Origin of the sequence: Microcoleus sp. D2_18a_B4 (assembly GCF_036702475.1) — a bacterium.
Taxonomy (GTDB): domain Bacteria; phylum Cyanobacteriota; class Cyanobacteriia; order Cyanobacteriales; family Microcoleaceae; genus Microcoleus.
Genome location: NZ_JAUBTL010000027.1, coordinates 59,648 through 80,600 on the forward strand (window position 1 = coordinate 59,648; position 20,953 = coordinate 80,600).

Genomic DNA, 20,953 nt, shown 5'->3' on the forward strand with positions numbered 1-20,953 from the left:
CACTAACAATAATTGCCTGTAATCTACAATCTCATAAACCCGCCCCCCCGATACTTTTATCTCCTCTCCGTTGAATTGTCCGCGATGAAATTCTGTCGCGTGGTGGGGGCGGGTTTATGTAGATTGTTAGTCTGGATGATAGATTGTTGGTGAAACCCGCCCCTACAAGTATTGTGCTTATTTTACCGGACATGACTAATGACTACTGACGACTGACTACGGACTACTGACTACTAACTAACAAAGGCAGCGTGACAATAAATGTAGTACCTTTGCCGATCGCACTTTCCACACTTATTGTACCGCCGTGCAGGTCAACTATGTGTTTGACAATGCAGAGTCCCAAACCCGATCCTTTAATGTTGCCTACATTAGCACCCCGTTCAAACTGCTGAAATAGTTTTTCTTGATATTCCGCTGTCATCCCAATTCCCTCATCTCGAACGCACAAAATTATTTGCTGGTTTTCGCAGCTTAATTCTAAACTGACCTTGCCGCCGTTTGGAGAATATTTAATAGCGTTTGAAAGCAAATTAGTCAGGAGGTGGTGCAGTAGTTTGGGATCGAGATTGGCGTGCAGCGGATTTGTTTTGCTGCGGAAAGTTACGAGGTGTTTGTCGGTGACAATGGGTTGCAGTTCTTCTAAAATAGAATTGCATAAATCCGTCGCATTAATCGGATTTAAATTTAAAGAAATTTTGCCGGATTCTGCTTTGCTAAGCATTAAAAAATCTTCCAGCAACCCACTCATATTACTGACGGCTTTTTTAATGCGAGCGACATTTTTATTGGGACTTCCGGGGGTTCTATTCAAGTCGCTATCTTCTAGCATTTCAGCAGATAACTGTATGGTAGTTAAAGGAGTGTTTAAATCGTGGTAAGCCATTGAAATAAAGCGCGATCTATTTTCGCTTTTTTCTGCTGCTAACGCCATTATTTTTTTCAGAGTAACCGCTTCTTGATGTTTGCTCAGTGCTATCTTGATAGTGGCGTGCATTTCTCTTTCTTTAAAAGGTTTGAGCAGGTAGCCATAAGAACCAGTATTTTCGGCTCGCTGCAAAGTTTCGTCGTCGGCATAGGCAGTTGTATAGATAATTGGTATATCTAATTCTTGATTAATTACTGCTGCTGTTTCTATGCCGTCAATGTCGCCTTTGATAACTATATCCATTAAAATTAAATCGGGTCTTAGTTCGCGGGCGCGCTGGATGGCATCCGCTCCTGAAGAAACGATATCGGCAATTTGATATCCCAATTTTTCTAATTTAGGGGATAAATTTTTAGCAATTAACAGTTCGTCTTCGACAATCAAAATATTAATTGGTTTTTCGGAAAAACTCATATTCTTACAATCTTTGAAAATACTTTAATTCGTTAAATCTTAAGTGAAATGCTGTACCAAATTCTCTGGATATTTCGATGGTTCCTTCTAACTGCTCGGTTAAAGTGCAGACAACTTGAAACCCCATTGACTGAGTTTTCCGGAAATCTAAGTTTTGAGGAAAGCCAATGCCGTTGTCCTTAACTAAGAGGTTGATTTCTCGATCGCCCTTTTGATAGCATTCTACACTAAGTGTACCAGTTGTGCCATCAGGAAAAGCGTGTTTCAGGGTATTTGAAACCAATTCATTGGCAATTAAACCGCAGGGAGTAGCGGTTTCAAGATTTAGGGAAATTGGCTCAGCTAATACCTGCAACTGAATTCGGTTGTTGCTAATATTGTAAGAGTGAAACAAGTTACTTACCAAATCTTCGAGATATTCGCCAAAATTAATTTGCGCTAGGTTAGTCGAACGGTACAGTTTTTCGTGAATCAGAGCCATAGAATAAAGGCGATTTTGACTTTCTTCAAACATTTTGCTTACTTGCGGGTCGGCAACTGTGTTCGATTGCAATTCTAACAGACTGGCAACTACGCAGAGGTTGTTTTTGACGCGGTGGTGAATTTCTTTGAGCAAAATTTCTTTTTCTTTGAGGGAGTTTTTCAAATTTGCTTCTGCTTGTTTGCGATCGCTCAGTTCAGCTTGCAGTTGCTGGTAAAGTAGAGATTGCTGAATGGCGATCGCCAATTGATTCACCAACTGCTGGAATAAATTGATTTCCCATTCTTTCCAATCACGAGGGCGATCGCATTGGTGGGCCATCAGCAATCCCCAAAGTTGGCTGTGCTGAATAATCGGCACTACTAACTTTGCCCTAACTTGAATCTGTTTCATAAACTCCGCCACACAAGGTTTAAGGGAGGGATCATCTAGTGCGGAGATCGCAGAAATTCGCCCTTGCAGATAAAGCTGATAACTTTGGGCCGGAAAAGCCTCTTCGCCAAAACATCTATCCACAAGTTGGCTGCATCCTTCTGCCACGGCTTCAGCAATGACTCGGCCGCCGTTTTCGGGTAAAATTTGATAAATCAAAACTCGATCGGCTAATAATACTTGCTGGAGTTCGGCAACGGTAGTGTTGAGAATTTCCTCTAATTGCAAAGACTGCCGGACACGACGGGCGATCGCCTCCACAAGCCGTTCTTGCTCGAACTGCTGCCCCCTAGCGAGTTCGGCGTATTTAGAATTGCTGATATCAGCGGCATAACCAATAATTTCGATCGGAATACCCCTGCTGTCAACCAATAGTTTTAGTTCCGTCCTTAGCCAGCGGTAAATTCCGTCTTTGTGTAGAAAACGGTACTCGCAAATGCAATTTTTTTCGTCTGACAAATCGGAAAAGTTTACTAGAAATTGTGACCGATCTTCAGGGTGAATTCGGCTCGACCAAAATTTAGAATCAGCTAACACTTCTTGGGGGTCGTAGCCAACGATTGTCTGAACGTTGTCGCTGATGTAAGTAGTACAAAAGTCCCCGGTAGGTGCGACGGTAAAAATTACCGCCGGATTAGAACCCAGTAAAAATTGCAGGCGTTCTTTTAACTGGTGGAATTCGATTTCTGCCCGCTTACGATAACTGATATCTTCGATCGCCCCCATGCTGTAGAGAGGAATGCCCTCGCGATCGCGGATCAGCGTCACCGTCAAGTTTGCCCACATCAGCTCGCCATTCTTCTTAATCAAGCGTTTTTCCCTTTGGAAGCGAGAAATATTGCCACACATCAACTGCTTGACTTCCTCTACATCTGCTTGTAAATCTTCTGGATGCGTGAGTTCACTAAAAGTCATGGTAGCCAACTCCGAATCGCTGTAGCCCAACATCTGGCGGTGAGCTTCATTCACTTTGATGGTGCGGTAGTCGCGCACGCTTGCCAAACCAAGCGCGATCGGAGCATCGTCAAATAAGTTGCGAAACTTTTCCTCGCTCTTTTTCAATGCAGCTTCTGCCTGTTTGCGAGCCGTAATGTCTCTGGCGACCCACATCACCCGATCGAGCTCCAGCGGCGAAATACTGGCATCAAACCAAAATAATTTGCAGCCAATTTCCATGCTGTATTCAATTCTGTGGGTTTCCCCAGATGCCAATGTTTGGCGAATGTGGCCGAGGGCAAAATTAGCTTCCGCTTCTGGGAAGATTTCGGCGAGGGTTTTGCCCAGCACTTCAGGAGCCGGTTTGTACAGCAGTTCGGGAGCCGTGGGGGCGATTTTGAGGTAGCGGCCGCTTGCGTCGAAAACCAGCACGATATCCGTCATGGCGTTAAACAGCGCCAGCAGTTCGGCTTCGGAGTTTTGGAGTTTTTCTTCGGTCAATTTGCGATCGGTAATGTCGGTGTCAGTGCCAGTCAGGCGGAAGGCCTTGCCAGAAGCCGATCGGATCGCGCTGCCGCGGGCAAGTATCCAGCAGATGCTGCCGTCTTTACGCAGCATCCGGTGTTCTACTTCATAAATTTCTGTCAAACCCTCTAGATAAGCCTTTACTGCTTGGGCGACTGCAACTCGATCGTCGGGATGAACGTGAGATGCCCAATTTTCCATGCGGTTGGGAATCTCTGCGTCTTGATAGCCCAACAAAGCTTTCAAAGAGGGAGCAATGTAGATTTCATCGGTTTCCAAATTCCAGTCCCAAACCCCCACTTTGCCGGCCGATACTGCCATTTCGTACCATTGTGTCCGCTGCTGCACTCTCCGTTCTAACTCTGCATTGAGCTGCTGCAAAGCGATTTCTGCTTGTTTGCGATCCGTAACATCCCGGCCTGCTGCTTGATACTCGACGATTTGTCCGCTGTCGTTGAATATAGCCCGATCGATCCACTGCTGCCAGCGAATTTCCCCGCTCGGCAAAATTACTCGATGTTCGGAAGTAAAAATAGGGTTTTCGGGAGACACAGAAGTATATTGCTGTTGAAAAATTTCTCGGTCTGCTTCTGGCAGCAGCGACATGAAGCATTTGCCGAGTAAGTCGAACTGCTGCAGGCCGAAATAACGGCAGTAAGCTTGATTGACAAATGTGATTTTACCGTCTGGGAGGTAGCGGCAAATCAGTTCGGTTTGGTCTTCCACAATCGCCAGGTAGCGCGCCTCGCTCTGCCGCATGGCATTTTCGGCATTTTTGCGATCGCTGACTTTTTCTAGTCCACAATTGCCCTCTAACAGTTCGTATTGTTCCTGGAGTTTTGCCACTTCTTGATGCAGTGCCTCGATCCAGCTATACATTGCTGGGCGAATCCTTTTTTCGCTGACTAAACCTACTGGCTGACCCCGTTCATCTACAATTGGCAAGCAATCGATCGAGTATTGACAAAATAGCTTGAATGCGGTAGTAATATCTGTAAATTCTGATTCTTTTAAGACAATTAAATTCCGCGTCATTGCGTCGGCAACTTTCATGCCTTGCCATCCGTATTCTGCCGCGGCTAAGTTCAGCACATCTTCCGGGCTTAGCAGTCCGACTAGCTGATTTTCATCGACAACTAAGACGCAACTAATCGATGCTTTTACAGTTTCGTTTGAGTCGGGAAATGCAGGTGAATTAGGCAGTGGGCAAGGGTTGCTCGCCCGACGCATCAGGGCGATCGCATCACCGAGGCAAGTTGAGGGCGCAACCGTGGCAGGATGGCGATCGACAGCTTCGTCGGGCGATCGTAAATTGGCCGACAAATTAGCAAGTTCCATTAGTCGTGGTCAAAAAGTATTGCTAATTAACTTTAGCAACACTTGTAGTCATCAGCCAGATGACTGATGACTGATGACCGGCCTTATATTTTGCCAATGAGCAGATAAGTTTTCATGGCCCCTTTGCCTTTAACTTGAATAGTTCCCCGCTCCTGAAATACATATTTGTGTTCTAATAACTTATAAGTAGTTTCGCTGACTTGAATCCGCCAAGGCAAACCGTGAGATTCCATGCGGGAAGCAATATTTACTGTGTCGCCCCACAAATCGTAAATAAACTTCTTTATGCCAATTACTCCGGCAACAACCGGGCCGCTGTGAATGCCGATGCGGATGCTAAAATATTTATTATGGCTAGCATTAAATCGGGCTATTTCTGCTTGCATATCTAGGGCCATTTGGGCGATCGCCTCTGCGTGGTCTGCCCTGGGTTCAGGCAGCCCTCCAACCGCCATGTATGCGTCGCCGATGGTCTTGATTTTCTCTAACCCGTGCCGTTCGCACAAAAGGTCGAATCCTGAAAAAATCTTATTTAGGAGCTCCACGAGGTCGATCGGATTCATAACGGCAGACAAAGCTGTAAACCCCACAATGTCGGCGAACAAAACAGTCACTTCAGGAAAGTATTCGGCAATAGTAGTTTCGTTTTGCTTGAGGCGTTCTGCTATTGCCTTGGGCAAGATATTTAACAGCAGCTTTTCTGATTTTTCTTGTTCTTCCCGCAAGGCATCTTCTGCTTGCTTGCGTTCCGTAATGTCGTGGTAACTCCAGACTCTGCCGATAATTGTATCTCCCAGCCGCTGCGGTTCCGAATAGCGTTCAAAAAATCTGCCGTCTTGAAATTCCAACAAGTCGTAACTTTCGGCTTCTGGCTGCTCGTAAAGCGATTGTATTCTTTCTTCAAATGCTAGGGAGTCTTTGAGTTGGTTCAGCACAAAGGCGATCGTTGTAGCGTCGTCTCGCAGTGCCATCACTTCGTTAGGTATGCCCCACATCTCCACAAATTCTCGATTGAAAGTGACGATTTTTCCGCTCCTGTCAGTAGCTAAAATACCATCAGCAGTAGAATCAAAAGTTGCTTGCAGCAGGGACACAGATTTTGCGAGAGCGTCTTCGGCCATCTTTCGAGCAGTAATATCTCGCAAAATCGCGCGAATTGCTACTAGCGAACCTGCAGCAATTTTACAGCTTATGCTGCCTTCTAGCAAAATTTGTTCATGAAATTTAGTAAGAAACGTTAGTTCAATAGAGTCGGGATAGAATGTATTTTCATTTACCGTTTTCTGGGTAATAGCTTGATACAATATATCCAGAGACTCTGGGGAACTGTTCGGATCAATGATATCAAAAATAGTCATTTGAGCAATTTCTGCTTCGGTGTAGCCCAGAGTTGCCCGCCAAGCCCGATTTACATACAAAAAATGACCGTCAGCTCCTATACTTTGGATTAAGTCAGTAGCATTTTCAAATAAGTCTCGCAGTTGTTCTTCGCTTTCCCGCAAAGCTATTTCCGTTTGCTTGCGCTTGATAAATTGACCGATTTGGCTACCGATTGTCGCCATTGTCTGGAGCAATTCTTCATCAAAACACTGCACTTCGCGGCTGAAAAAAGTCATCACCCCCAACACATATCTTGCAGAAGTTTCCGCCTCGTAGTCGCCCACAATTGGGAAACCAAAAGCTCCGTGCAGTCCTTCTTCGGCCGCAAGTTCTCGGCGCAGACAACAGTCGCTTTTTGTGACATCTGCAACCCACTGAGCTGAACCGCTAGCCCAAACGAAACCGGGCAATCCTTCGCCCAACGCACAAGTCATTTGTTTGGTAAATTCGGCAAATTTGGGGATAGAAACGGAGCGTTTTGTCCAACTGGCGACGCACCGAAGCAAATTGGGGTCGGAAACCGCAGTTATTCTCTTAGTTTCTGACAGCAGTTTTTCCCCGGATTCTGGCATCCAAAGTTCGACAGTATCCCATCCCAAGCTGTCGCAAATTACCGGGAGAATTGCTGCTATAGCTTTTTTGATTGTTTCGGATGCCGACAGGATGCGAGTGGTGATGTACTGAGTTATTTGTCGCTGGCGGGCCCGCTGTCTATCTGTGACATCGCGGCCGATGTACACGAAATCTTGAACGGCAGGCAAAGGGCCAGAAATGCCTTTAATGTCAGTCGAAATCGCCGTACAGGAAAACGAAACTGTGAGCTTTTCTCCGGTTTTTGCCGTGCAAATTACTTCGACGTGAGTTTGCAATTGTTGAGGCTCCTCTTGGCTGACTGCTTGCAAAGAGGAGCCAAAAGCCGCAAGAACGTCTATTTGCTGCCCTACTAATTCTGATTCGCTGTAACCGAACAAATCTTGAGCTGCTTGATTGACTTTTTTAATTTTTCCCGAGGCTGTTGTTACCAACAAAACTTCCGCCATTGAACTAATAATTTTTTCAACATAATTATTAGTAGCCGCTAAGGTACTCAATAAAATATCCATTTCATTGGTAGCTTGCACTAGAGTTTGTTCTAAAGCCATCCTGTCGCTTACGTCTTGAAAAAATATAATTAATCTCTGATAAGTCTCGTCATTGGTGAACTGCACGATATACATATCAAAATAAAGCCGCGAACCATTTTCTAATAGTCGCGTCATCGCTTTTAATTCAAAATTTGGCAAACGTTTTTCAAAAATATCGATTAAAATTTCTTCAGTTCCCACCAATTCTGGAAAGGGAATGCGAACATCGTTGCCGGCGACTACTGCGTCGGGACAGTCGGCAAACCGCTGCACTTGCAGAGAGATTTCTTGGATTAAAAAGTCTTTATCCAGTGCTAGGTATTCCAAGTGGTGGGGAACTAACAGTTTTTTTAACAAGGTTTTCATGTGAGATTCTTAGTAGTGAATGCGCCCTGTATATCGAATTATCTAAAATCAATCTATAGCGGTTCTCAATCTTGGTGAGGTATGCCCTATGCCCTATGCCCTATGCCCTATGCCCGCGAGAGCATCTCATGTTACTGAGAAAGGCTATATTTATCTCTGTTTGTCAAAGGGAATTCTGACTATAAAGGTAGTGCCTAACCCTATCTCGCTGGAAAATTCGATTTCACCTCCGTGCAAGTCTACACACTGCTTGACTATGGATAAACCCAGTCCTGTACCGGGGATTTTTCCGACATTTGTGGCTCGATAATAAGATTCAAAGAGTTGTTCTTGGTCTTCTAGAGGAATGCCAATGCCTCCATCTTTAATTTTAAATGTAGCTTCTTCATTCTGACAATTTAATTCAAAATAAATATTGCTGTCGAGGGGCGAATATTTGACAGCATTTGACAGCAAATTTGTCAAGATGTGCCGCAGCAATTTTGGATCTAGTGCGGGCAACTCTTGCGTTTCCTGCGAGTCGATATCATTTTGTTTCGCGGGGGTAACTAATTCTTTATAAATAAAGTTAATGGTATGATTTTTTCCATAACTAATTTTAATTGATTCTACTAACTCGCTGCAAAATTTTTTTAAGTCAACTGGTGCGGGATAGAATTCGAGTTTTCCGGCTTCGGCGCTGCTGAGCAACCGCACGTCATCTAATAGCTGAGCCATTTGTTGAGATGCTGATTTAACGTGTTGCAGGTATTGTTGTTTTTCCGCGTGGGTGATTTCGTCGCCGTAGTCTTGGAGGATTTTAGTAGCAAATAATACTGTACTTAAAGGATTGCCGAATTCGTGAGCAATCATCGAGAAAAAACGAGATTTTACCTGTCTGAGTTCTTGCTCTTTTGCCAAAGAGCGGCGAATTTCTATTTCTTGTTGTTTGCGTTCTGTGATGTCCCTACCTATATAAATGAAATCGTAAAGTCCCTCTAATTCTGTCTGAATTGCCGAACAGGAAAATTCTACCCAAATTTCTTCTCCTGCTTTCGTAGTGCAGACTATTTCTAGTTCTCTACGCAGCTCTTTATGAGACAAAATATAGCGGTGGCGAGCTTGGGAGATTAAGGTTTCTTCTAGTAATATTAAAGACAGGGGCTGACCGATTAATTCGGCTTCGCTATACCCAAATAACCATTGGGACGATTGATTGATTCTTTTGATATTTCCTAATGTTGTTGTCACCAACAAAGCATCGCCCATCGAACGAATAACTTTATCTATATAATCTTTAGAAGCGGCTAAGGCACTAACCAACAGATTAGCTTCATTCGCCCTCTGAATCAACGATTGCTTCATTACCATCTTTTCGGTGGTATCTTCAATCAAAATTAGCAATTTACTTGGCACATATTCTTGTTCTTCTTCATATTTGATAGCCAACATATCAAAGTATAAAGGGCGGTTCTGGTCGGCAAACCGAGCGATACCTTTGATTTCAAAACCAGGCAGCCGTCCCATAATGATAGACATGAGGATATTTTCAATGCCAATCAGTTCGGGAAAACTCAGACGAGCATCTGCACCGGGTATCGCGTCGCCCGGAGTATCGGCATAATTCTGCACTTCGGCGGAGGTTTCCTGAATGATGAAATGGTGATTTACTAGAAAATACTGTGTTTGTCGCGGGCCCAACAGCTTTCTTAACAGGGGATTCATACTTGTTCTACCATTGTGTAAGCTAGTTTGTAGAAAATTTCGTCAACGTCTTTGCCGGTTTTAGCAGATGTCGTGCAAACTGCTATTACTTTGTCTTGACCTATCGAATGGGACATTTCCACTAGCAACGCCAATTTTTCCTCGTCAATTAAGTCTACTTTGTTCAAAGCGACGATAATTGACCCTTTAGGATTGACGGAAGAATAAAGCTGAATGTGTTCGGAGATTCGCTCAACTGTTTCGGAGCGGCTGACATCGGCAACGATTAAAGCGCCACTAGCTCCCTGCAAGTAAGTCGGTGCTATTCCTTTGAATTTTGTATGCCCTTCTAAGTCCCAAATCAGCAACTGTGCAGTCACGTTTTCTCGCTGTTTTACGTTTTCTAATTCTACGTTTTTGCGGGAAATTTTCACTCCCACGGTGGAGAGGTATTGGTCGGTGAATTGCCGATCGACAAAACGGCGGATCAGGCTGGTTTTGCCCACGCCAAAATCGCCGATCATACACATTTTTTTAGATATAGTAACTGACATAATTATTTACTGTTTATGGTGTTAGTTATTGGTTCAAATACCACGCATCTGCTTAAAAGTCGTGGTTGATTGGGTTCCACGTCGGCAGGAGGATGGGGGATGCCAACCGTTTGGAGGCGCTTTGGGTCAGCACCTTGCCGCACTAAAGCATCTCGCACTGCTGCGGCACGCCTGAGCGACAACTGTTGATTTGTAGCAATTTCCCCAGTTCGATCGCTGTGCCCAATTATCTTAATCTGTTTTTGAGGATATTGATCCATGAAATTTTTGACACTGGCGATGATTTCTCCATGTGTAGAGTCTAATATTGCCGTTCCTTGCTGGAAGTAGATGCGGGTTGTAATTTTCAGCGGATCTAATTTAACTGTGCTAATCACCGATTGAACACCGGGTATTTGCTTCAGGGACTGAGCTATTTTCTGTGCGTCTGCACCGTCTCTAACGGTACCCTCTACAGTCACTTTGCGATCGCCATACCGCGTAGAAATAGAAAGGCCCTCTTTCTGATTCAAAACAGCGGTAATCCGCTGCACCTCCGCCGCCGTCAAAACTGGATCTGGGGGGACATCTACAGCTACAATTCTATTATCTAATTGCAATTTTGGTGCAGTAGATGCGGCTATTTTTGCAGCTTGTGCCCGCAATTCTTGATTTGGCAACTTTCCGGTTAGCTTTAAAGTTTTGCCCTCAACTGCAACATCTAAGCGGTAAACTGCTAATTCGGGAGTCGAGGCTAAAGCTGCGATGGCATTTGCTTCGAGGCGACGCTCAACGCTGCTGCGGTACTGATAAATTCCCCAAGGTACTAAGATTAAGCTCAAGGCGGCTAAACCGATCGCCGCTAGGGCGATCGGGGGTTTTGTTGATTTTTCCGTTTGTAGCGGATCGAATAAACTTTTTATGTACGGGTGCAGCGACTCCGGTATAGTACCGGGGTCGCCGTTAAACTCGTGAATTACTTTAGCATAATTAAGGATGAGATTAGTAACGGTTTGTCGTATTTTTTTGATGAATAAGTGGGGCGGTTCTCCTTTAATCACGACGGCCATGTAGCAATATCCCGCTACTTCTAGGATAATTTTTGAGTCGCCGTATTCAATTTGATTGAGTTCGGAAGATTCTCCCGGCTGCACGATGCACTCGTTAACAAAGCTGCGAATAGCTGTGAGCATTCCGGCTACCATTTCTGATTCTAACTGGTAGCTTTCTGAGTTTTGAACTTCGGAAATAATCAAGCCTGATGCTTTATGAATTAAGAATGCTGCTTGGACGGTAAAGGGTATTGATTCTTTGAGGATTAATTCAGCTTCGGAGACTCCTTGTACTTTGGAGCGAATTTTTCTTTTGAATCCTTCGACGCTGATGGCATTTGACACTTTTTCATTGATTGTCTTGATAGCTTCTGCCATGTATCGGGAAATTGTACTGCCAATTACGGGATAGAGCGCATCCACCATAGAGTCGCGTTCGAGTCTTATTTGGGCTGTAATCGCTTTGCCCATTTCGGGGGCGAGGGCTTGAGCGATCGACTCTTGGTCAAGGCGAATTTGCTCTTTAATGGCCAGACCGATTTCTGGGGCGATCGCCTTAGCAATATCCGCTGGCGAATTCACTATTTGTTGAGCAAGTGCGTCGGGAAGCAGCTCAGCTATTGCCGCACTCATTGCCGACTTGTTTTCCTGAGTTTTTGCCCTAATCACTTCGTCAATAATGGGCACGATCGCCTTGACAACTTCTTCTCTGGAATCGGCAATTTTGCGGCTGAGAATTTCTGCGATCCAAGGCAGCATCAACTCAATCAACTCTTGGGGCTCGTAGATTTGGTGCTCCAATTTTCCTAATTTATCGTCGATTGTTGCCATCAGGTGGCGCACCCCCGGCAAGTCGTTTTCTGCCAGCAGATTTTTGACTTGCTCGATATCCGACATTTTTGAGCCGAACATCAGATTTTGCAGCCTTTCCATCGCGCTGTCGGCTTCATTTAAATCCTGTTTAATTTGTCCTAATATTTCTGTCGGCTGTTCTCGTAAGTTTGGGATTTCTAGATCCGAAGCCACTGCAGCATCTAAATATGCAGTTTCTGGTGGCTCTGAGACTGTGGAAACTATGGGATTATCGGGAATTTCCGATGGTTTTGACTCGGTTTCGGGAGCGGAAAAATCCTGTAAATGCCGATCGAACTTGTGGGATTTTTGAGCCTGTACGTACTGTAGAGAATCTTTCATTGTCAAGTTTGACAATTCTTCGACAGGCTGTGATTCCTCCTCCAAATCCGGCTGGGCGAGCGCGGAAACATCTATAGTTTTAGCTGAGGAATAGTCTTTTTCCAGTTCTGAAGTGTTGAGTTTGTGAGTAGCCCACAGCAAACTTTTGAACTCGTCTGCAACAGCCAGGGAATCGCCAGACTCCGGTTGGCTATCGCCTGTTTCGGGTACACTCGCTGCAACTTCCTCTGGCGCTTGCTCAGAAATACCTAACAAATCCATCAACCCGCCGAGGGCCCCAGCTTGATTTTTTTCGTCGCTGCTGTCATCTTCGGGATCTGCATTTTGCTGGTTTGAACCCGCAATAATTTTGAGATCGACTAACAGATTCAGCAAGGGTTCTAGCTGGGTTGCTGCATCTGCAGCAGACTCGTCAGGTTTAGAAACAAAACCCTCTAACTCATTGTCGTCAGCCGGATTTTCTTTCGGTAAAGCCATGCGTTATTATCCGTGATGGTGGCGCTCCGGCAACAGAAATTCGTTATTTAACTTATTATCAGCAACGCCTTTAAGTTCGGGCACAAATTCTGTTCCTTTGAGCCTCATGCCGAGTTCAAACAGAATTTCTGCCATGTCGTCTCTGGAAACTTTAACATCTCTGAGCATGGAAAAGCGGCGATCGAGTTCTTCAAACACTTGTGTTTTCAAAGTGCGGCTTTCTTCAGATAGTCGATCTCTGGTTTTCGAGAGTTCGTCGCGAAGCGAACTGGTTTGATTGTCTATAGCCTCGTCGAGGGCTTCCACGCTGCTGGAGAATTTGCGGTTAATGCGATCAACTTGCTGACGGATATCTGCGCTTTCTTCTTGGGTGTTTGAGGTGAGCGATTTAACTTTCTTTTCTAACGAATCAACTGCAGCCCTCATTTCTCCTGAAAGAACTGTTCTTACTTGTTCGATGCGAGTTTGCATATCTTGCTGCATCATCGACAAGTCGGAATCTATTTTATCGAAGCGATTGTCGTATTCTCTAAGCTGCGCTCCAAAAATGATATCGCGGATCTGGTCGATATTTCCCAGCCGTTCGCGCATTTCTTCTTTAGTTATTTCGGGCATACTTTTACCTGGAATCTCTGGACATTGTGAGTTTAAGAACTGTGCTAGTGATTTACTACCGTTGTGGGTGGCACTAGCTTTTTTGAGTGGGCGGGCTTTTATTGTTTGAACTCTAACCCCTGCGTCGGGGATGGGATTTTTTAGAGTTTTGACTCTAAATATCCTGAGATTCAAATTTTTGAGCCTGGTCTTGTCACCAAAAATGGCGGTTGACTATCCTGGGCTTGCAGCAAGCTAATAGAAGCGTAGATTTTGCTGCTATACAGCACAGCGGGGAAGGTTTTAAGGTCTTGAGTGACATCCTCAATGATATCCCATCTTGACAGTGCCTCATACCACAGCGCTGGAGTCCCGGCAAAAAGCGGGTGGGCTTGCTCCACGTCCCATTATATATAATATATAACTCAAAAGCTGCACAGATCGCTCGCCGATCGCCTCACAGGGAAGTTTTCTTTCAGCAGAAACCACTTATACAGCCGAACTCGGCCCCTCTCTCCCCCTCGAAGCCTCTTCTCCTGCGAGGCCCTATAAAAATTCATAGGGCCCGATCGACAGCGACCAGACCCAATAATATGAGAACTTTGTTTTTTCTAACAAACGAGATGTGTTTCCGATTGAGAACTGTTACTTACTAGGGTTTACAACTTGTGCAGCTTTACTTTTAATCCGCAACCACAATAAGTCTGACTCGACTGCGGTTTGGCTTGACTGCTCGATCGGCAGTTCGCCACTATTTCAAGTTGTGTTCGGTTAATTTCTGCTGCGCCTCGGAATCTAGACCGGAGACACCATGCCTATATCCTCGAACTTTCTTTCTAAATATAGCGACCTCCTTTCTCTTTCTGTCCCGGTGTCTATTATTAAGTTAGCATGGCCTTTCGGAGGAGTAAAGCACTATTTGCAAAACTTGATAGGTCTTTACATTACTAAGTATAATGATATGAATATCCAAATAGATGTAAGTTAGCACTCACGCACTCCGAACAAAGAAACCGGGTTTTTTCACCGAGATTGAGGATTTTAAGCAAGTATTTTGGTTGAAAAACCCGGTTTCTGGACACCCGTGCAAAAGTCCTATAAATTCTATTGTTGCTACATCTTTACATACTTAACAGTTCTTGTCATGACTATTTCTCCTAAGTTTCTCAGTGGCAGCCAAATCCGCCAAACCTTCCTCGACTTTTATGCTCAGCGGGGACATAAGATATTGCCGAGTGCTTCTTTGGTTCCCGAAGATCCGACGGTGTTGCTGACGATCGCCGGAATGCTACAATTCAAGCCGATATTTCTCGGACAGCGCACCGCCGAATCACCGCGCGCCACGACTTCTCAAAAGTGCATCCGCACCAACGACATCGAAAACGTCGGCCGCACCGCCCGCCACCACACGTTTTTTGAGATGTTGGGTAACTTCAGTTTCGGGGATTATTTCAAGAAACAGGCGATCGCCTGGGCGTGGGAACTTTCCACGGAAGTTTTCGGTTTACCAGCGTCCAATTTGGTTGTTAGCGTTTTCCGAGAAGATGACGAAGCTTTTGCGATTTGGCGCGATGAAATTGGCATTCCGGGCGATCGCATTCAGCGCATGGGAGAAGATGACAATTTCTGGCAATCCGGCCCGACTGGCCCCTGCGGCCCGTGTTCGGAGATTTACTATGATTTTCACCCGGAAAGAGGCGACAATATTGACCTCGAAGATGATAGCAGGTTTATTGAATTCTACAACCTGGTTTTCATGCAGTACAATAAAGATGCAGAGGGCAATTTAACACCGCTGCAAAATCAAAATATTGATACTGGCATGGGACTGGAACGGATGGCGCAAATCCTCCAGAAAGTCCCCAATAATTACGAAACAGATTTGATTTTTCCGATCATTCAATCGGCGGCCGAAATTGCCGGGATTGATTACCACAATAGCGATGAAAAAGTCAAGGTTTCGCTGAAAGTAATTGGCGATCACATTCGGGCTGTGGTGCACATGATTGCGGACGAAATTCGCGCCTCGAATGTTGGTCGGGGTTACATTTTGCGCCGGTTGATTCGCCGGGTGGTACGCCACGGGCGACTGATTGGAATTCAGGGCGAATTTACGGTGCGGGTGGCTGAAAGTGCGATCGCCCTTTCGGAAGCTGCTTATCCGAACGTGCGGCGGCGGGAAGGTCAAATTAAGGCGGAATTGGCAAGGGAAGAGGCGCAGTTTCTCAAGACTTTGGAACGCGGAGAGAAGCTGCTGGAGGAAATTGTCGATCGCACAAAACAGCAAACCAACCAACAAATCAGCGGTCAAGATGCTTTCACTCTTTACGATACCTACGGTTTTCCCTTAGAACTAACTCAAGAAATTGCTGATGAACAGGGAATTTCTGTGGATTTGGACGGCTTTGAAGCGGCGATGAAGGAACAGCAAATTCGCGCTAAAGATGCTCGCCAAACAATCGATTTGACTGTGCAGGGTTCTTTGGATAAGTTGGCTGAAACAATCCAAGGAACTGAGTTTGTCGGTTATGCTGAATTGTCGAGTTTAGCTGAGGTGGAAGTTATCTTGGTTGACGGCAAATCTGTCGAGGAAGCAGCCGCAGGCACTGAGGTACAAGTTGTTTTAAACCAAACGCCGTTTTATGCTGAATCCGGCGGACAAATTGGGGATAAAGGTTATTTGAAAAGCGGAGATAATGGTGATGGTTTGTTAGTAAGAGTTGATGATGTGAAGAAGGAATCGGATTTCTTCGTGCATTTCGGCTTTGTGGAACGGGGAACGCTGAGAGTTGGCGATAGTATTACTGCGAAAATTGACAATAGCGGTCGCCGCCGAATTCAGGCCAACCACACAGCAACTCACTTATTACAATCAGCTTTGCGAAAAATTGTGGACGATTCGATTTCGCAAGCTGGTTCGCTGGTATCCTCTGAGAGATTGCGGTTTGATTTCAATTCTCCGCGCGCTGTCACACCAGAAGAGTTGCAGAAAATTGAGGATTTAGTTAATAGTTGGATTGCTGAGGCGCACGCTGCTGAAGTTGCAGAAATGCCGATCGCCCAAGCGAGAGAAAAAGGCGCGACTGCGATGTTTGGCGAGAAGTACGGCGATGTGGTGAGGGTTATCGATTTTCCCGGCGTTTCGATGGAATTGTGCGGCGGGACTCACGTCAGCAATACGGCAGAAATCGGGCTGTTTAAGATTGTTTCGGAAGCGGGGGTAGCGGCGGGAACTCGCAGGATTGAAGCGGTTTCGGGACAAGCTGTTTTGGACTATTTGAATGTGCGGGATAAGGTGGTGCGCGATTTGGGCGATCGATTTAAGGCGAAGCCTGAAGAATTGCCGAACCGGATTACTAATTTGCAGAATGAGTTGAAGGATACTCAGAAACATTTGGCTGCTGTGAAGTCGGAATTGGCGATCGCGAAATCCGACCAGTTGCTGAGTGCGGCTGAGGCGATCGGCGAATTCAAAATCATTGTAGCTCAATTGGGTGATGTGGATACGGAAGCGCTGAAAACTGCGGCGGAAAGATTGCAGCAAAAGTTAGGAAATGCTGCGGTTGTTTTGGCATCAATTCCTGAACCGGACAAGGTAAGTTTGGTGGCTGCTTTTAGTCCTGAAGTCAATAAGAAAGGATTGCAAGCTGGCAAGTTTATCGGGGGAATTGCTCAAATTTGCGGCGGAAAAGGTGGCGGGCGGCCTAATTTGGCGCAAGCTGGCGGACGCGATGCAAGTAAGTTGCAGGAAGCGTTGGAAAGTGCTCGGAATTTGTTAGTTGAAGGGTTGGGTTAATTAGGAAAAAACTCGGCCGTTGAGACACCCGGCGATTGGAAATCGCCGGGACTTCCGCAATCAACCCGCAATCAATCCGCAACCAACCCCAAATCCATCCGCTAAATCCGCTACAAAATCCGCTGCTAATGGCCTCCGCAACCAACCCCAAACCCATCCGCTAAATCCGCTACAAAATCCGCTGCCAATCTTGCATTCCCCCCACAAACAATGTAAAATATCCCAAATATGGGTATTCCAATGAACCAACAACCAACATATCTCCCCCTAATCCAATCCCTCCTCAACTCCCAGGAAGACGAACAAATCGCCATCCTGCAAAACAATCTCGAACTAATCGATGATAACTTTGCCCGATATTTGCGCGAGTGGGCAACTCAAACTCTCGCAGAAATGGAGTCTGAGGAAGCTACAAACATTACTATTAATATTCTTAACTTCAGTAACTTGATTCAACAATTTCCACTGGGTAGTAAAAGCAGCAATATGGAAATTGCCATTGCAGGTTATGAAGTGGGGCTGCAAATTTTTAAGCGAGATACTTATGCCGGATTTTGGGCACAGACTCAAAATAATTTAGCAACTGCTTACAAAGACAGAATCAGGGAAGACAAAGCCGAGAATATCGAAAGGGCGATCGCCTGTTATAAATTGGCATTAGAAGTTTACACCCGCGCCGCTTTTCCCCAAGATTGGGCGATGACTCAAAATAATTTAGCAAATGCTTACTGTGACAGAATCAGGGAAGACAAAGCCGAGAATATCGAAAAGGCGATCGTCTGTTATAAATTGGCTTTATTAGTTCGTAACCGCGCCGCTTTTCCCCAACAATGGGGAACGAGTCAAAATAATTTAGCAACTGCTTACAGTGACAGAATCAGGGAAGACAAAGCCGAGAATATCGAAAAGGCGATCGTCTGTTATAAATTGGCATTAGAAGTTCGTACCCGCGCCGCTTTTCCCCAACAATGGGCAACGACTCAAAATAATTTAGCAATTGCTTACAGTAACAGAATCAGGGAAGACAAAGCCGAGAATATCGAAAGGGCGATCGCCTGTTATAAATTGGCATTAGAAGTTTACACCCGCGCCGCTTTTCCCCAAGATTGGGCGATGACTCAAAATAATTTAGCAATTGCTTACAGTAACAGAATCAGGGAAGACAAAGCCGAGAATATCGAAAAGGCGATCGCCTGTTATGAATTGGCTTTAGAAGTTCGTACCCGCGCCGATTTTCCCCAAGATTGGGCGATGACTCAAAATAATTTAGCAACTGCTTACTGGGACAGAATCAGGGAAGACAAAGCCGAGAATATCGAAAAGGCGATCGCCTGTTATAAATTGGCTTTAGAAGTTCGTACCCGCGCCGCTTTTCCCCAACAATGGGCTGATACTCAAAATAATTTAGCAACTGCTTACAGTAACAGAATCAGGGAAGACAAAGCCGAGAATATCGAAAAGGCGATCAAACTTTTTGAAGCAGCTTTACAAGTTCGTACTCCCACAACTTTGCCAATTGACTGTCTGCAAACAGCGCGAAATCTAGGCAATTTAGGATTGGCAGAAAGTTTGTGGGAAACAGCCATATTCGGCTACGAAAAAGCCATCGAAGCAGTCGAACAAAGCCGCGAGTGGATAACCTCCGACAACCGCAAACGAGAAATCATCGAACAAAATCTCGATGTCTACGAAAAAATGATGCAATCCTGCATCAATAACCAAGAATATGACAAAGCCCTGCAAACAATTGAACGCAGCAAATCCCGCTACCTAGTCGAACTTTTCACCAACAGCGAAATCTACCCCAAAACAGCCACCGACACCGAAAAACAGCAACTCCAAAACCTGCGCCGCCAAATCGCCGCCTCCCAACAACTCCTAGAAACAGAAACCCCATCTCCTCCCCCTCTTTCCCCCCCCCTTACCAACGGGGAACCGGGGGGGGTTCCAGATGACTCTCCCTCACAACGCACAACCCAAACCCGCAGCCTCAGCCCCGAATCTTTCCAACAACAAAAAGCCAAATTAGAAACAACCTTACAGCAACTAGCACAACTGCTGGAACAGATAAAACAGCGAGAACCAGAATTCTCCCTAACTCAAAAAGTCGAACCCATCGACATCACAAAATTCCAACAAACCTTAGACACCAAAACAGCAATCATAGAATGGTACATCGGCAATTCTAACTCCCCCCTTACTAAGGGGGGCTGGGGAGGATCAGCCTTCATCATCACCCGCAACAGCATAAAACCAGTCACATATACCACAACCGAAATAGCCGAATTAGAAACCTGGAAAAACAACTATCTCGACCAATACCGCGACCAAAAAACCAACCAAACCTGGCAAAACACCCTATCCCAAAAACTCCAAAAACTCTCAGAAATCCTGCGACTAAACGAGATCATCGCCCACATCCCCCCCAACTGCAAACAACTAATCCTAGTACCCCACCGCTACCTGCACCTATTCCCCCTCCACGCCCTACAATTCACCTCAGAGGGCGGGCACGGGGGCACCGCCCCTACGAGGTACTTGTTAGACTGCTTCCCCGCCGGCGTAAAATACGCCCCCAGCTTGCAACTACTGGAACTCGTAAAAAATCGCATCACCACCAGAAACTCCCCCCCACCAAATCAGCAACAACTATTCGCCCTCCAGAATCCCACCGAAGACTTATTCAACGCCGACATGGAAGTAGAAACCATCAAAACCCGATTCAATCCCCATCAAATTTTGCTCAAAAAACAAGCCACAAAAACCGCCCTCAACGACAACCGAGAAAACCTCTCAAACACCAGCTACCTGCACTTTTCCTGTCACGGCGTATTCAACTTTGACAATCCGCTGCTATCATCCCTAGTCTTAGCCGATTCCCTGGAACCATTACCCCCCAAATCCGTAGGGGCGGTGCCCCCGTGCCCGCCCGAACCCCCGCCCCCAGAGTCAAATCAGCCCGCTGAAAAACAGCGCTATGTCACCCTACGCAGCGGCAGAAAAGCCATCCCAGAAAAATGCCTCACCCTGCGAGAAATCTTTGCCGAATTGCAGTTACCGCAGTGCAGTCTCGTCACACTTTCCGCCTGCGAAACCGGGTTAACCGACTCAACCACAATGACGGATGAATACATTGGTTTACCCAGCGGTTTTTTGTATGCGGGTAGCATGAATGTTGTCAGCAGTCTGTGGGCTGTCGATGATTTTGCCACGGCAATTTTGATGATTAAATTTTATCAGGAATTGCCGGCTGCAGATTCAGTAGCCCTCGCTTTGAATGCGGCGCAAAACTGGATGCGCGGTGTTAGCAAGGAGGATGTTAGAGTTTGGGTGAAATTGTTAAATTTAGATGAAAAATGGCAACAAGGTACGGAATTATGGTTAATTAACTCGAATGAAGAACAGCCTTTCAGCGATCCGAAATATTGGGCGGCCTTCTGTGCAACGGGATATTAAGTTAGGTGTGCCATCAGGATTTTGTAGGGACGGGTTTTACAAACAATATATAACGATGACCAACAATCTAGATAAACCCGCCCCACCCCACCAATAACCCACATCAACCTGAAATTTGCATCGAATGTTAAAATGTAGGTGATGATTTTTCGTTTGGTGGGGGCGGGTTTGGAAGATTGTCGATTTCAGGCAATTATGGTTGGTGAAACCCACCCCTACAAATCTATATTTTTTAATCACGGGA

The 20,953-nt window shown here is 45.6% G+C and carries 10 protein-coding genes; 2 read left to right on the top strand and 8 right to left on the bottom strand.

Features of this window, described 5'->3' with window-relative positions:
• Positions 1 to 223: 223 nt before the first annotated feature.
• From QUB04_RS17025 to QUB04_RS17060, 8 genes are all read right to left on the bottom strand, one after another.
• Positions 224 to 1,342, bottom strand: a complete 1,119-nt coding sequence (locus QUB04_RS17025) for an ATP-binding protein (RefSeq protein ID WP_333286062.1) — start codon at positions 1,340 to 1,342, stop codon at positions 224 to 226.
• Positions 1,343 to 1,346: 4 nt separating this feature from the next.
• A complete protein-coding gene (locus tag QUB04_RS17030; RefSeq protein ID WP_333286064.1) occupies positions 1,347 to 5,054 on the bottom strand; it encodes a PAS domain S-box protein in 3,708 nt (1,235 codons plus the stop codon).
• 83 nt (positions 5,055 to 5,137) lie between these two features.
• Positions 5,138 to 7,924 carry an adenylate/guanylate cyclase domain-containing protein gene (locus QUB04_RS17035; protein ID WP_333286066.1) on the bottom strand — a complete coding sequence of 929 codons (2,787 nt, stop codon included), beginning with the start codon at positions 7,922 to 7,924 and terminating at the stop codon, positions 5,138 to 5,140.
• A gap of 150 nt (positions 7,925 to 8,074) precedes the next feature.
• Entirely contained in the window at positions 8,075 to 9,628 is a 1,554-nt protein-coding gene (locus QUB04_RS17040; protein WP_333286068.1) for a PAS domain-containing sensor histidine kinase, read from the bottom strand.
• Positions 9,625 to 10,161 carry a Rab family GTPase gene (locus QUB04_RS17045; protein ID WP_333286070.1) on the bottom strand — a complete coding sequence of 179 codons (537 nt, stop codon included), beginning with the start codon at positions 10,159 to 10,161 and terminating at the stop codon, positions 9,625 to 9,627. The genes QUB04_RS17040 and QUB04_RS17045 overlap by 4 nt, the downstream gene beginning before the upstream one ends.
• A gap of 2 nt (positions 10,162 to 10,163) precedes the next feature.
• Complete coding sequence (locus QUB04_RS17050) at positions 10,164 to 12,863, bottom strand: OmpA family protein (protein WP_333286072.1); 2,700 nt, start codon at positions 12,861 to 12,863, stop codon at positions 10,164 to 10,166.
• Between the two features lie 6 nt (positions 12,864 to 12,869).
• A complete protein-coding gene (locus QUB04_RS17055; protein ID WP_333286074.1) occupies positions 12,870 to 13,478 on the bottom strand; it encodes a hypothetical protein in 609 nt (202 codons plus the stop codon).
• Between the two features lie 170 nt (positions 13,479 to 13,648).
• Positions 13,649 to 13,858, bottom strand: a complete 210-nt coding sequence (locus QUB04_RS17060; protein WP_333286076.1) for a hypothetical protein — start codon at positions 13,856 to 13,858, stop codon at positions 13,649 to 13,651.
• 743 nt (positions 13,859 to 14,601) lie between these two features.
• Here QUB04_RS17060 and alaS point away from each other — a divergent pair.
• Positions 14,602 to 17,253, top strand: a complete 2,652-nt coding sequence (gene alaS / locus QUB04_RS17065) for an alanine--tRNA ligase (protein ID WP_333286078.1) — start codon at positions 14,602 to 14,604, stop codon at positions 17,251 to 17,253.
• A 240-nt stretch (positions 17,254 to 17,493) separates the two neighbouring features.
• Entirely contained in the window at positions 17,494 to 20,709 is a 3,216-nt protein-coding gene (locus tag QUB04_RS17070) for a CHAT domain-containing tetratricopeptide repeat protein (protein WP_333286080.1), read from the top strand.
• Positions 20,710 to 20,953: the final 244 nt, after the last annotated feature.

Excerpts from the sequence above, each read along its gene's own strand:
- QUB04_RS17030 (WP_333286064.1), bottom strand. The coding sequence starts at position 5,054 with ATGGAACTTGCTAATTTGTCGGCCAATTTACGATCGCCCGACGAAGCT.
- QUB04_RS17025 (WP_333286062.1), bottom strand. The coding sequence starts at position 1,342 with ATGAGTTTTTCCGAAAAACCAATTAATATTTTGATTGTCGAAGACGAA.
- QUB04_RS17035 (WP_333286066.1), bottom strand. The coding sequence starts at position 7,924 with ATGAAAACCTTGTTAAAAAAACTGTTAGTTCCCCACCACTTGGAATAC.
- QUB04_RS17045 (WP_333286070.1), bottom strand. The coding sequence starts at position 10,161 with ATGTCAGTTACTATATCTAAAAAAATGTGTATGATCGGCGATTTTGGC.
- alaS (WP_333286078.1), top strand. The coding sequence starts at position 14,602 with ATGACTATTTCTCCTAAGTTTCTCAGTGGCAGCCAAATCCGCCAAACC.
- QUB04_RS17070 (WP_333286080.1), top strand. The coding sequence starts at position 17,494 with ATGAACCAACAACCAACATATCTCCCCCTAATCCAATCCCTCCTCAAC.
- QUB04_RS17050 (WP_333286072.1), bottom strand. The coding sequence starts at position 12,863 with ATGGCTTTACCGAAAGAAAATCCGGCTGACGACAATGAGTTAGAGGGT.
- QUB04_RS17055 (WP_333286074.1), bottom strand. The coding sequence starts at position 13,478 with ATGCCCGAAATAACTAAAGAAGAAATGCGCGAACGGCTGGGAAATATC.
- QUB04_RS17040 (WP_333286068.1), bottom strand. The coding sequence starts at position 9,628 with ATGAATCCCCTGTTAAGAAAGCTGTTGGGCCCGCGACAAACACAGTAT.